12 protein-coding genes are annotated in these 13355 nt (G+C 45.2%); 4 read left to right on the forward strand and 8 right to left on the reverse strand.

The window, feature by feature from the left end:
- Window positions 1-213: 213 nt before the first annotated feature.
- Window positions 214-600, forward strand: a complete 387-nt coding sequence (locus GWP40_RS01125; protein ID WP_414162759.1) for an ATP-binding protein — start codon at window positions 214-216, stop codon at window positions 598-600.
- Window positions 601-691: 91 nt separating this feature from the next.
- On the opposite strand, the gene brnQ is transcribed toward GWP40_RS01125, so the two are convergent.
- From brnQ to coaD, 3 genes are all read right to left on the reverse strand, one after another.
- The gene (gene brnQ, locus GWP40_RS01130; protein WP_212565707.1) at window positions 692-2032 is read right to left on the reverse strand and encodes a branched-chain amino acid transport system II carrier protein; all 1341 of its coding nucleotides are present in this window, start codon (window positions 2030-2032) and stop codon (window positions 692-694) included.
- 22 nt (window positions 2033-2054) lie between these two features.
- Entirely contained in the window at window positions 2055-3719 is a 1665-nt protein-coding gene (locus tag GWP40_RS01135; RefSeq protein WP_212566496.1) for a formate--tetrahydrofolate ligase, read from the reverse strand.
- Between the two features lie 252 nt (window positions 3720-3971).
- Window positions 3972-4457: a pantetheine-phosphate adenylyltransferase gene (gene coaD, locus GWP40_RS01140; protein WP_212565708.1), complete on the reverse strand. Its 486-nt coding sequence runs from the start codon at window positions 4455-4457 to the stop codon at window positions 3972-3974.
- A 320-nt stretch (window positions 4458-4777) separates the two neighbouring features.
- Here coaD and gltX point away from each other — a divergent pair, with 320 nt between their 5' ends.
- The 3 genes from gltX (at window position 4778) to GWP40_RS01155 (ending at window position 8793) form a co-directional block, all read left to right on the forward strand.
- A complete protein-coding gene (gltX, locus tag GWP40_RS01145; RefSeq protein ID WP_212565709.1) occupies window positions 4778-6301 on the forward strand; it encodes a glutamate--tRNA ligase in 1524 nt (507 codons plus the stop codon).
- Between the two features lie 19 nt (window positions 6302-6320).
- Window positions 6321-7673: a glycine--tRNA ligase gene (locus GWP40_RS01150; protein ID WP_212565710.1), complete on the forward strand. Its 1353-nt coding sequence runs from the start codon at window positions 6321-6323 to the stop codon at window positions 7671-7673.
- Window positions 7674-7770: 97 nt separating this feature from the next.
- A complete protein-coding gene (locus GWP40_RS01155; protein ID WP_212565711.1) occupies window positions 7771-8793 on the forward strand; it encodes a CDP-alcohol phosphatidyltransferase family protein in 1023 nt (340 codons plus the stop codon).
- Here GWP40_RS01155 and GWP40_RS01160 read toward each other — a convergent pair.
- The 5 genes from GWP40_RS01160 to GWP40_RS01175 all read right to left on the reverse strand — a co-directional run bounded on the left by GWP40_RS01160 (window position 8750) and on the right by GWP40_RS01175 (window position 13206).
- Window positions 8750-9508, reverse strand: coding sequence for a glycerophosphodiester phosphodiesterase (locus tag GWP40_RS01160; protein WP_212565712.1), 759 nt, complete (start codon window positions 9506-9508; stop codon window positions 8750-8752). The two genes, GWP40_RS01155 and GWP40_RS01160, sit on opposite strands and share 44 nt — an antisense overlap.
- A 63-nt stretch (window positions 9509-9571) precedes the next feature.
- Window positions 9572-10033 carry a hypothetical protein gene (locus tag GWP40_RS01165; RefSeq protein WP_212565713.1) on the reverse strand — a complete coding sequence of 154 codons (462 nt, stop codon included), beginning with the start codon at window positions 10031-10033 and terminating at the stop codon, window positions 9572-9574.
- A 37-nt stretch (window positions 10034-10070) separates the two neighbouring features.
- Window positions 10071-11609 carry an NAD(P)H-hydrate dehydratase gene (locus tag GWP40_RS01170; protein WP_212565714.1) on the reverse strand — a complete coding sequence of 513 codons (1539 nt, stop codon included), beginning with the start codon at window positions 11607-11609 and terminating at the stop codon, window positions 10071-10073.
- A 60-nt stretch (window positions 11610-11669) separates the two neighbouring features.
- Entirely contained in the window at window positions 11670-11915 is a 246-nt protein-coding gene (locus GWP40_RS12485) for a hypothetical protein (protein ID WP_230974515.1), read from the reverse strand.
- Window positions 11908-13206: a DUF5312 family protein gene (locus GWP40_RS01175; RefSeq protein WP_230974516.1), complete on the reverse strand. Its 1299-nt coding sequence runs from the start codon at window positions 13204-13206 to the stop codon at window positions 11908-11910. Before GWP40_RS01175 ends, GWP40_RS12485 begins: the two co-directional genes overlap by 8 nt.
- Window positions 13207-13355 lie beyond the last annotated feature (149 nt).

Genomic DNA, 13355 nt, shown 5'->3' on the forward strand with positions numbered 1-13355 from the left:
TGCTGAAATCTCTTATGATAACATTACAAGAATTGAGCATTTTCCATTTCCTAAAGACGCCGTGCGTGAAGCTGTTTTCAATGCACTAGACCTATTCGATAACTGCGTTTTCGAATAGGTCGACGAGTTCTAAATCGCACAAATGGCACGATTTAGAACATCGCATTTTAAGGTAACCTGTTCAGAAACGGAGATTTCCGAACAGGTTTACTTATTCATCAGGATTTTTCTGTTGGTGTCCCAGTTCAAATCAGTGTTTATAAAGACAAACTCTATATCAGTAATGATTGCATTTTCCCAGTCAGCTGGACGGCTGAAACTCTCATGCAGAAACACCGTTCATTACCACACAATCCCGATATTTCAAACACATTCTTTAGAGCCGGCTTTATAGAAAGCTGGGGGCGTGGGGTAGAAAAGATTTGTAGACTTTGTAGAGAATACGGAATTGCAGAACCTGAATATACAGTTCATCCTAACGATATTATGGTGATGTTCGAATTAAATGAGCCGGTAAAAATGGTTCTCGAGGCGATCTCAGAAAATCCTAATTTATCAAAAGAAAAGATTGCAGAAAAAATCAGTTCGAAAGAGAAATAGAAGCTGAAATGAGGATGCCCCAAAACTATCGTTCATAGCCTTTTTGTTATATAAAACTTTATTAGGGCATCGCTCAATTCTTTGTACGGTGTTACGCAGTCTGTTTTGCCGCCGTGCCTTTCCCGCCGAGTAGCCCGAACAAGAATGCACCGATGATTGCCGGAACAAGCCACGCAACCCCGATGCTTGAAAGCGGAAGCTTTTGCAACAGTGCAGCCAAGCCTGCGAATGAGACAGGCTTTGTGCCGAACAGTCTGAGGAAATCGTTTACAATACCTTCGGTTGAAGCAAAGGCCTGCAAACAGCTCACTAAGAGCGTACCGACAGCCCCGCCGACGTAATAATAGCGATTGGGAATATAATCATCCAAAAGATTCATAATCGTTAAAAGAATACAAACCGGATACAGCGCCTCCAAAAGCGGTACCGAATAGCGGATGATGTTTTCTACTCCATAGTTGGCGAGCCAGCAGCTGAATACCGACACGACAATGACAATCGCTTCATAAGAGACCCTATTATGGAATAATTTTTTAAAAAAATGACCGGCTGTGGCCGTCAAACCGATTGCAGTGGTAATACAAGCAACGGCAATCGAAATCGACAGAATAGCCGTTCCGACATTACCCCATAAACTCGCGCAAATATTGATGAGGAGCGCCGTTCGGCTGATATCTTTAGGGAACACCAACGAAGCCGAAGCGCCGGCATGGAGCAAGCCGCCGTATACCAGCAACAGCCCTGCCGCAGCAATTAATCCGGCAGAAAGATTGATCTTTAACAGCGATTTTCGGTCGGAATACCCACGCTCTTTGATATTATTGATGATGATCGTTGCAAACAACATAGCTGCCAGCGCATCCATCGTCTGGTACCCTTCCAAAAAGCCTTTTAAAAAGAAGTTCTGCGGAGGAGGATTCTCAAGCGGCCCGAGCGGTGCGATAAAGGCACGGATAACGATAGCGGCAAGCACGATGATAAGCACCGGCGTTAAATATTTACCGATGGTATCGATAACCTTTGACGGCTTAATAGAAAAGATCAACACAATAGTAAAGAATACGATAGAACTGACAATGGGACTTATCGACGCGCTGAAAGGGAGCACTCCAATTTCATACGTGGTTGCGGCAGTCCGCGGCAGCGCTAACAGCGGACCGATACCCAGCATAATAACGGTACCGAACACATTGGCAAACACAGGATGAACCTTGCCGGCAAAGTGCTGTACATCGCCGCCCGCTTTCCCCATTGCAAAAATGCCCAAAATCGGAATACAAATACCGGTAATAGAGAACGCGATAAACGTAATAAACCATTTGCTGCCGGTCATAAACCCAAGCAGCGGCGGAAAAATAAGATTCCCGGCGCCGAAAAACATTGCAAAGAGCGCAAAGCCGACAATAATACAGTCTCTAAAGCCTTTCTTCATAGGATGTCCCCTGATATATAATTTACGCTAATCCGTCGATATAACCGTTTACAAGGTCTATACGGAGCGCTTGAGGTTCTTTCGGCAGCCCCGGCATCCGCATCATGTCGCCCATAACCGCAACAATCATTTCGGCGCCGTTATTTACAATAATTTCGCGGACAGTCATGTCAAACTGTTCGGGAACGCCGAGTTTTTTAGGATCGTCGGAAAAAGAATACTGCGTTTTTGCGATGCATACCGGATAGGAATCGACGCCCCATGTACTTATCCGCTTCAGCATTTTTTCCGCATCGGCAGAGTAAGTAACATTTTTTGCACCGTACACTTGTTTGCATATTTTTTCGATTTTTGTTTTGATGCCGTCGCTATCCTGATAGGTAAACACAAGCGGCTTTGACGGCTCGGTTTCAATCAAACCGGAAACGGTACGGGCAAAATCCGTCGCGCCCGCCCCTCCGTCGGAAAAAGCGCTGTTTACGGCAAATGGCACACCGGTATTTCGGCAATAAGTGCGGAGACATTCGATTTCTTCCTCCGTATCGTAGCCGTATTTATTCAACACCACCAATACCGTCTGTCCGAATTTACGCAGGTTTTCAACATGCCTATCCATATTCTTAAACCCGTGGGTAAGCGCATCCTTATTGGGCTTAGACAGTTCCGATTCCGGAACGCCGCCGTGCAATTTCAATCCGCCGGTGGTAACGACAAGCACGGTTAAGGCAGGGGTAAGCCCCGCTTTGCGGCATTTAATATCAAAGAATTTTTCGGCGCCTAAATCCGCTCCGAATCCTGCTTCGGTAATAACGTAGTCGCCGTAGGTAAGGGCTGTTTTGGTCGCGATAATGGAATTACAGCCGTGCGCAATATTTGCAAACGGACCGCCGTGTACAAATGCGGGGGTATTTTCGGTAGTCTGCACCAAATTCGGATTAATCGCATTTTTAAGCAGTACGGTAATTGCTCCGGCGGCGCCGAGGTCTTTAACCGTAAACGGCGTGTTGTCCGGCCGATAGCCGAGTATAATCTTTTCTATGCGGCGGCGTAAATCGTCGATGTCGGAAGCGAGGCATAAAACCGCCATAATCTCCGAAGCGGCGGTTATGTCAAACCCCGATTCGGCAGGAACGCCGTTTCCTTCGCCGAGGCCGGTAACAATTGAACGGAGTGCGCGATCGTTCACATCGAGTACCCGTTTCCAAATCACCTTTTTTAAACCCTGCGGCGTATGTTGCATCCTAAACACATAGTTATCCAGCAGCGCGCTGATCATATTGTGTGCGGAAGTAATGGCGTGGAAATCGCCGGTAAAGTGTAAATTGATATCTTCCATCGGAAGCACTTGTGCATAACCGCCGCCCGCCGCCCCGCCTTTCATCCCGAAGCAGGGACCGAGCGAAGGCTCGCGCAGCGCCAATACCGCATTTTTACCGATTTTCTGCAAACCGAGCGCAAGCCCGATGGAAACCGTCGTCTTGCCAATTCCCGCTTTTGTCGGCGTCATAGAGGTAACGAGGATGAGTTTATGCTCTTTTATCCGGACCGGAATGATAGCTGTATATGGGATTTTCGCCGTATAAAACCCGTATGGAATTACGGAGAAAGCATCTATATGCAGTTCCGCTGCAATTTCTTGTATCGGTTTAAGAGGTGTCTCACGCGCTATCTGGATATCGGTTTTCATGCGGGCGAGTGTACAATAATCGTATGAAAAAAACAAGGTAAAGGCATCAGACTCCTTTTAAAACTCCTCACAGAATAAGAGAGTCTATTCGACCAGAGTTGAACCGCTTTGCAGTTCAAATGGTCTCATAGCCTCACTTATTCTGCGCTTTTTATTTTACTTTGTCTAATGCGTTTGCCTGTCTACTAGAAAAAATAGAGGTGCGAAATTTTAGGTAAAATTTCGCACAGAAGTAAGGTAAAGGTATTACTGCTATTTTTTGGGTGAAAACTTCTTTTTCAGCATCGCTTCAACGATGGGGGGAACCATAGTCGACACATCACCGCCGAAGGCAGCGAGTTCTTTAATTGAACTGGAGCGCAGTACAAAAAACTTAGGGTCGGGTACCAAGAACAACGTTTCGATCTGCGGATTCAAACTTTTGTTCATCATCGCTAAATCGAATTCATATAAAAAATCGTTATCATTCCGAACGCCGCGGATAAGAACGTCCGCTTTAATTTTCTTCGCATAATCGACAATCAGCGAATCCCACAGATGTACTGAAACATTATTCCAACGGGAAACCAATTGTTGTATAACCTCCAGCCTCTCCTCGCCGGAAAAGCAATAACTCTTGTTTTTATTTACGGCAATGACAACGTGTATTTCTGAAAAGAGCTTTTGTGTCCGTTCAATAATATTCAAATGGCCGAACGTGGGAGGATCAAATGAACCCGCAAAGACAGCTTTTACCATAATGCAGCATATTCCTTATTTTATACGATAGAGCGCCGCTAAAAGCTCAACGCCGATTTTTACCGGTGCCCGATAGTGTCTATTGTACCGTACAAAAGACTAAACCGCAAATAGTTTTTTACCCGCCGTTTTTTATCGATACGGATGGCGGCGGTTTTGATCTTTAGATTTAAACATCGCAGAGATGTCGAAAAAAGTAACCAACTTTTGAGATATTGCTGAACGCTCTATGCTGTACGAATCCATACTCTTGCTCAAAAGGATAAAAGTTTCTATAATTATAGACTGTCATTTTCTTAAAAAATGGTTAGGAGCACACTATGGAAACTCGAAGCCGTTATGCCCCGTCTCCGACAGGATTTCAGCACATTGGCGGAGTACGCACTGCGTTATTTAATTATCTTTTTTCCCGCGCAACCGGTGGAAAATTTATCTTGCGTATAGAAGACACCGATCAAACCCGCTATGCGGCGGAATACGAAACAAACCTTTACGATACCCTTGACTGGCTTGGAATTGACTGGGATGAAGGCGGTCCCCGCGGCGGTCCGTATGCGCCCTATATTCAATCCCAGCGTTCAGAATTATACCGCGAATATGCGGACAAACTCGTCAAAAGCGGTCATGCCTATTATTGCTTTTGCGATGAAGAGCGGCTTGAACGCATTAGAAAAATCCAGACGATGAATAAGATGCCACCGGGATATGACCGGCACTGCCGCAATTTAACGCAGGAAGAAATCGAGGCGAATATCGCAGCGGGGAAACCTTATGTTATCCGCCTCAAGGTGCCGCTTGAAGGTACAACGGTTTTTAAGGATGTGCTGCTGGGTACTATCGAGTGGAAAAACGAAGACATCAACCCCGATCCCGTTTTGTTAAAAAGCGACGGCTTCCCCACCTATCACTTAGCGAATGTCGTGGACGATCATTTAATGAAGATTACGCATGTTATGCGCGCTCAGGAATGGATACCCTCGACACCAATGCATGTGCTGATGTACAAGGCATTCGGGTGGGAGCATCCTAATTTTTGCCATTTGCCGATGGTAATGGGAAATGACGGCCATAAACTTTCCAAGCGGCACGGCGCGACCAGCTGTAATGAATTCCGCAATAACGGCTATTTAAAAGAAGCGATTATCAACTATGTCGCGATGCTCGGCTGTTCTTATGAAGAAGGACGGGATATGTTCTCGCTCCAAGAATTGGGTGAACGGTTTAATCCCGAACACATCAACAAAGCTCCGGCAATTTTCGACTATAAAAAGTTGGAATGGTTTAACGGGCAGTACATGCGGCTTAAAACCGATGAAGAACTCTTTGAGTTGACTTGGCCGTTTATTGCGAACTCCGGTATATTCGGAGAGCAGGATCAAAAGGCACGAGATGCTGTCGGCTTACGCTTTGCAGACCAGACCTTACTCAAACCAACCGACGAGCAAAAGGCAATGCTGATGAGGGTTATGCCGCTTATTAAGGAACGGCTGCACTTTTTGACGGAAGCACCGCAAATGGTACGCTTCCTCTTTGAAGAGCCTGCTGTCCCGCCTGCGGAAGAGATTATCCCCAAGAAATTGGATGCGGAAAAAACAAAGGCGGTACTCGAAAAAGCAAAGACCGTGTTGCCTTCTATTGCAAATATGGATGAACACGCAGCAAGCGACCTGTTCCGTGCGGAAGCAGAGGCTATGGGCGTTAAGCTTGGAGACTTTATGATGCCGATGCGTATGGCAGTTACCGGCAGCCGTGTAAGCCCGCCCCTTATCGGTTCCATCCAGATATTGGGCATCGATCGCTCTATTGCCCGGATCGAAAAAACAATAAAAGAACGGTTCGCATAACGAAAAAAGGAGTTTCAGTATGGAAGATCATGCAATTTCAATGGAAAAAATTGTCAGCCTATGTAAAAGGCGCGGATTTGTATTTCAGTCTTCTGAAATTTACGGAGGGCAGAACGGGGCATGGGATTACGGCCCGCTCGGGATTGAATTAAAAAATAACATCGCCCGCGCATGGTGGAAAGAGATGACCCAACTGCACAACTCGATTGTCGGTATTGACGCATCAATTTTGATGCACCCGCGCGTGTGGGAGGCTTCCGGTCATGTGGAAAACTTTACCGACCCGTTAGTTGACTGTAAAAAGTGTAAAGCGCGCTTCCGCGCCGATCAGATTGATCAAAACAAGTTAGCCAAAAAGGAATGTCCCGATTGCGGCGGTGAACTCACCGATGTACGGAAGTTCAACCTGATGTTTAAAACCCATATCGGACCAACAGACGATAACAGCAGCCTCATCTACTTACGTCCCGAAACCGCGCAGGGTATCTATGTGAACTATAAAAACGTCGCGCAGTCCAACCGTATGAAAATTCCCTTCGGTATCGCGCAGATCGGTAAAGCCTTCCGCAATGAAATTGTAACCAAGAACTTTATCTTCCGTACCTGCGAGTTTGAGCAGATGGAAATGCAGTTTTTTGTAAAGCCCGGTACCGATGACGAGTGGTTCAACTACTGGCGCGAGCAGCGGTGGGCGTTCTACAAAAAGCACGATGTCCGCATGGATAAGCTGCGCTGGCACCGGCATGGCCCGGATGAACTTGCTCACTATGCAAAAGACGCCTACGATATTGAATACGAATTCCCGATGGGCTTTAAAGAGCTTGAAGGCGTACACAACCGCACGAATTTTGACCTAACCCGCCATACCGAATATTCCGGTAAAGATATGCAGTATATCGATCAAGATAACGGCAACGAGCGGTATATTCCGTATATCATCGAAACCTCCGCCGGTTTAACGCGCAACCTTTTGATGTTCCTCTGCGATGCATACGAAGAGCAAAAAGTTGCCGACAAAGGCAATGATGACGATTGGCGAACCGTGCTGCATTTTCACCCTGTTATTGCGCCGATTACCGTAGCGGTGCTACCTTTGATGAAGAAAGACGGACTTGCGGAACTGGCACAGGAAATTCAAGCGGAATTACGTGAAGACTTCCGTACCGACTACGACCAATCCGGCGCAATCGGTAAACGGTATCGCCGTCAGGATGAAGCGGGAACTCCGTTCTGTGTTACCGTCGATTATGACAGCAAAGAAGATGGAACCGTAACTTTACGATTCCGCGATTCTATGGAGCAAGTACGCGTTCCCCGTGCAGAGCTTGCAAACCGAATCAGAACCGAAATAAAAAATTACACCAGAGCGTAAGGCTGTATTTTCCCGTATAATGGCAGGCAGCACCGCATAACAAGCGGCACCGGCATTGTGCGGGAAGAGTTCATCACTTCTTACGCGGAGTTTTTTAATGACCGAATATTCATATAGCGCAGACGATCAATCCATTTTATCACCGGTATTGTATAAGTTTTTTGTTAATCCTTTGGTAAAAATTTTACCATACCGTCTACCGGCAAACTTTATTACATTCTTTTCCTTTCTTTCTATTATCATTGCTTTTTGTATTTCAGTACATGGGTATTATATCGGAAGGTACGAGCATTGGTGGCTTATTCCATTACTTGCACTGATTTATCTGACCGGCGATTGTGCCGATGGAAAGCAGGCTCGGAAAACAGGAACCGGTTCACCGCTCGGCGAATACTTTGATCATTTTTTGGACTGTTTTGTAACCGGTCTTTTGATGGGTATTCTGATGATTTCTTTCCGAGTAACAAAACCGGCTCTTATTACAATAGGTTTCTTTAATCTATATGCGGGGCAGATTGGAAGTTTCTGGGAACGCTATAAGCGGCGAGTAATGTGCTTTGGGAAGCTCGGATCCAATGAAGGAATTATTGCTATCGGTCTGACATCGTGGCTTATGTCAATACCGTCAATTCACACGGCAGCAGACGCGGTGCTTATCTTCAATATAACGGGTGGTGAAGCGCTGATTATCATTATTATGACGGGAACAGCTATCTCCGCAATTCATTCAATTGTTCGTTCCCGTGCAATTTCATCACGGCTCATTACACATTTAATACTATCGTTTACCGTTACCTATACCGCTGCCTATCTCTTTGGGAATAGTAATATGGTGTATATCACAGGTGTAGTAAGTTTCTACAACGTATTCTTTCTTGCTTCGCTTTTAGCAGCGACAAACCTTGGTAGCCGTGAATGCTTGCCGGACATTATCATTCCTCTTTCATTCGTATTATTCTTTTTGATTCCGAATTATACCTCGCTTATTCAGCATTTACAAATTGTATATTTGGCAATACGGGTTGGAATAAAATTTGCCGCTTTTGTCAAAATAAACCGACGGTACTGGTATTGGATTAATCCACCGCCGCCGAGCGAAGGTCTTTCAACAACGCGGTAATCTGATCGGGGTAGTCGGTAATAAGGCTGTCTACTCCCATTTCGAGCAGCTGCCGATAATCGCATTGGATGCTGCCAAACCACGGATTGATGCGAATACCCGTGTTATGTAAAGCGGCAACCAGTTCAGGTGTTACACAATAAGCTGACGGATGATAACACTCGATACCGAGGTTTCGCACATACTGTTCGGGATGGATTTGCCAACTGTCTACCAATAGCCCACATACCACTGTAGGGTCGATCTTCTTCATCCGCAATACGCTTTCGTGATTAAAAGAAGATATGATACAGCGGCTAATCAATTTGTATTCCTTCATCAGCTGATATACAACTTCTTCAATTCCATCATAGATAAACACACCTGTTTTTAATTCGATGTTCGAAATGATATTAGGCTGCGCTGCAATGTATTCAAAGTATTCCCGCAACGAAGGAATGGCTGCAAAATCTATTGTTTCGGGATGCGGTTTTGCAGCATTCAGCGATTTTAGTTCACGGTATGTTTTCTCTCCGACCAAACCCGTACCGTCCGTTGTCCGGTCAACCGTTTCATCGTGAATAATGACCGCTTCTCCATCTTTCGAAAGATGGACATCAAACTCGATGCCGTCACAGCCTGCTTCCACCGCTTTCCGAAAGGCGAGCATGGTGTTTTCAGGGTACCGGCTGCGAAATCCCCTATGTGCAATATTGAGCATTGTTTTTTTTAGCATGCAAGAATTATAGCACAGATGGACAATGATGTACACGGAAGGGATTTCCAATGCGTTCCAAACTTAGCCGTCAGTTGCACTTCCCGGTGAAGTTTGTATAGGAATTTGTTCACCTAAATAAAGGGGAGCAGCTTTAATCAGAATTGCACCGGCGGCTTTTATCCGTGCAAGTTGCGTTATACCATTCTTCGTAACATTCCGTACAGACGGCGAAAGTGTAGAACGATAAAAAAACCGATAAGGCTGACAATCAATGCGCCGAATATTACTTTGATTGAACTGATCATTTGAGCAATAAATTGTAACACCACGAAAAAATACGGCTTTTGTTCGAAAATTGAATAAGAGATATGCTAATTGCTTTAATGTCGCATGCCCCTGCGTTAAAATATCAATAACTAAATTAAGTGCTGCAGCAATAATAGAAAGAGCAATAAAAATAACACTGGCAATTCGGATATATTTCGGTATGTCAATGTCTTGCAGTGTCTGCTTTTTCTTTTCTACAGTTTCATTTTCACTCATAATATACTTCTAATGGACTATATATGCTTTCAATCCTTTAGCATCCAAACCTGCCGACAGCTTCCGCAAGTGCGCTTGCCGTTAAACCGTAGTCGGAAGTATGCAGTAGTTTTGCCGCTTCCGCATGGGCAAGGCTTGCAGTATACGCAGCCTCAACGGGAGAATAACCTTGAGCTGCTAATGCGGTAATCATCCCACTCAAAACATCGCCCGTACCCGCTTTGGCAAGCGCATTGCTTCCGAGCGAATTTACAAATACGCGGCTTCCGCAGCCGATAAGCGGATAAGCGCCTTTCAATACTATGACTGCCTGCGGGAAAGCGCCGCAAAACAGTCTCAAATATTCAAATCGGTGATCCTGTATTTCGGCAACACTTACCTGCGCAAGGCCGCTATTTGCAAGCAGACTTTGGAACTCCTTAGGATGCGGCGTTAGAATAGGCGTTTTTAAAAGCGGCAGCAGTTCAGGCAGCTTGGGGTTATGCAGTATGTCGGCGTCAAGAATGAGAGGATGTTCCCGAACGTGCTCTTGTGAAAGGAAATCGAGCGCCCGTGCCTGTGCATCGGAACTTCGCCCTAATCCGGAGCCGATCATCGCGGCGGAAAAGTTTTCGGGCAACTCTGCCGCATACATAAAATCGAACGGGGCAGCAGGCATAGGCGCTCCGAACACGGTAACCAAACCGATACCAAAATGGAGCGCTGCAGAGGCAGCTAGCATACAAGCGCCGGTCTTTTCGCCGCAGAAAAACACACCGTGTCCGTAGCTCATCTTGTGGGTATTTTGTACGGCGCGATGAGGCAACTTCATATCCTCTACGGACAGGAGAAAGGTGTCGGTCTCACCTTCGTAGCAGCGCCGCGGCAGCCCAAGATTACACACATGAATGACGCCGGTATAATCCTTTGCGGCATCGGCATAGAGAGCGATTTTAAGGGCTCCCATCGTACAAGTTTCATCGGCGCGGAACGCAACAGTCGACGGTATACCGAATTCATTTAAACCGCTCGGAATATCGCAGGCAACCTTATAACCTTGTACGGCATTCATCCGATCAATCGCCGCACACATTTCGCTATCGAGGCTGCCGCGGATACCCGTACCGAACAGCGCATCGACAAGTACATCGCAGCGTTCCTGCAATTCAGCAGCTACCGGAATACCGAGCAGACGAAGCCGCTCCCGTTGCAGTTTGCATAATGGTGATTTTGGTTCCTTTACGGAAATGACACGAACGGTACAAAAATCGGCAAGCATCCGCGCAAGTGCGAACCCGTCGCCGCCGTTATCACCGGAACCGCAGACAACCTGTACAAGCGGCGGTTCTACCTGCGGATGCGGCAACACGCTTTGCGGAGTCGATAGCGCTCTATGCGGATACCGCAGATTCCAAATAGGTTCCGCCCCTGCATCACCCTGTATATGTTGCGAGTATGATAACCATGGCGAAAGAACGCTTCGGATACGTTCGGCCATACCTCGGGCAGCATTCTCCATCAGTACGCCGTTTTTTAGACTAAAGGCATCTTCCGCCCGCTTATCAAGCTCCCGTACCGAGTCAAATATCTTTTCCATCAAAAAGTCCTTTCAGAAAGATACCCTCAATTAGATAAACACTGTAATTCCGAGCGTCAGCTATTCTTCTTTCTTTAGAACAACCTGTTCCAGCATAATAAAATTATAAATCTTCGTATAAACGGCAGTCATCCATTCCCGTATCGGTCTGTCCGAATGTTGTTCGATTTCTTTCCAGTTTTGTAGTAAATCACGATGCGGCTTATCATAATCGGCAATACAGTTCTTTATGGCATTTCCAAGCGTCATAATATTTTTAATAGCAACTTTAAGCAATTTAAATGCCGCTTCGTTAACATCATTCAAATGCTTTTGCACCTGCCGACCGGCTTCTTTTTTCTCGCTCCATTCGAGACAACAACGTACGGAATTTTACTCCCATTTCGGAAACTTCTGAAAGTTTTTCGTCAAATTCTAAAAGTTTGGTCGAAATATGCATTAAATTATGATAGCTTTCGGAATATTCGGCAGACAGAACCTGCTGTGTCCATTGTCCGCGTACTAAAATTAAATCGGAGAGCGCCCTGACGTCACTCTTAAAGTATTCAACTAAAAATGATTTAAGGTAGTTCATTGCATCGGCATAGATATAACCGTCAAGTCCCCGTTTTTCAAATGCCGCATTGGAGCGCGGATTATAGTTTTTAGTACCTGAAGGAATGGTATTCCCGAATACACGCTGCACTAGCACTGCTACTTGAGAATTCTTTTGTTCCTCAACAATGTCTTTTAACGTATTATCAATAGATCTCTCTATTTGTTTAAGATAGTCGTCGGTAACCTTTTCGGTGAAAGGACTGATTTCCACCGTGTAGGTTGGATTTTTTGTAATGTGCTGAATGATTTTTTCCAGAATATGAGTACGGCGCACGTCATTTAAAAGACCGAGGTGTTTTTTCCACTGAGGGGCGTTAACCGGCTGTACATTCTTGTATGCGGTAATAATTGCAAAAAGCTTTTCCCAATTTGCATCAAGGGAAAGCCCGTTGAGCACAACGATAAAATCGTTTAATTCATCTTTAAGATACTCGCCGTTCACATTCGAAAAGTTCGGCGTATAAGAAAATTTATCTTCCGGTAAAGCAGGATCAAATTTTTTTAAAAAGAAATAATAGTCAAACAGTACAAAGTGGATAAATTCATTAAGCTGCCGGTACAGTGTATCGATTTCATCTATCTTCTTACCGTCAAGTTCACGCATAAAAACATCAAATTCCTTCTGCACCTGAAGACTCAGCTCTTTGGGATTTGTTGTTTTTGCTCGCTCTTTAATCGCTTCGGGTGTTAATTTTTCTCGCAGTTGATGCTGATGCTTTGATAAGTTTTGTTCTACGGTGATAGACTTGAGAACCTTTGAAGAGGCTGCACTTGCAAGAAGCGCTCGTGCAGGACCGACAATCTTATACAGTTCAAAAAAGAAACGAGCCATCTGCTGTTGAAGCTCTTCAGAAGAGGGTTTATACCACTTTCCGAATTTACTTTTTGAAATTTCCTTTGCCAACGTCTTTAAATGCCGTTTCTTTATCGCCTCTGCATCATCCCGCGGAAAAAAAAGCTGTAATATGCGTGTAAGGAAAGATTCTGTTTTCTGTGCCATAGGTATCCTTATAATGAAGAAAATTGAGAAATCTGTCAATCAAAAAAAGCTTTTTCTCTCTTTTCTGCCCCGCAAATTTATGATACTGTGATATTGGTTATCATCAATAATTATAGAAAGATAAAAATACGGCCCCCTTGATTTGGAGC

The sequence above is a fragment of the Treponema vincentii genome, from assembly GCF_018336815.1.
GTDB lineage: Bacteria > Spirochaetota > Spirochaetia > Treponematales > Treponemataceae > Treponema.

Coding starts and splice junctions, on each gene's coding strand:
- GWP40_RS01170 (WP_212565714.1), bottom strand. CDS start 11,609: ATGGAAAAGATATTTGACTCGGTACGGGAGCTTGATAAGCGGGCGGAA.
- gltX (WP_212565709.1), top strand. CDS start 4,778: ATGGAAACTCGAAGCCGTTATGCCCCGTCTCCGACAGGATTTCAGCAC.
- GWP40_RS01160 (WP_212565712.1), bottom strand. CDS start 9,508: ATGCTAAAAAAAACAATGCTCAATATTGCACATAGGGGATTTCGCAGC.
- coaD (WP_212565708.1), bottom strand. CDS start 4,457: ATGGTAAAAGCTGTCTTTGCGGGTTCATTTGATCCTCCCACGTTCGGC.
- GWP40_RS01175 (WP_230974516.1), bottom strand. CDS start 13,206: ATGGCACAGAAAACAGAATCTTTCCTTACACGCATATTACAGCTTTTT.
- GWP40_RS01155 (WP_212565711.1), top strand. CDS start 7,771: ATGACCGAATATTCATATAGCGCAGACGATCAATCCATTTTATCACCG.
- GWP40_RS01135 (WP_212566496.1), bottom strand. CDS start 3,719: ATGAAAACCGATATCCAGATAGCGCGTGAGACACCTCTTAAACCGATA.
- brnQ (WP_212565707.1), bottom strand. CDS start 2,032: ATGAAGAAAGGCTTTAGAGACTGTATTATTGTCGGCTTTGCGCTCTTT.
- GWP40_RS01150 (WP_212565710.1), top strand. CDS start 6,321: ATGGAAGATCATGCAATTTCAATGGAAAAAATTGTCAGCCTATGTAAA.
- GWP40_RS01165 (WP_212565713.1), bottom strand. CDS start 10,033: ATGAGTGAAAATGAAACTGTAGAAAAGAAAAAGCAGACACTGCAAGAC.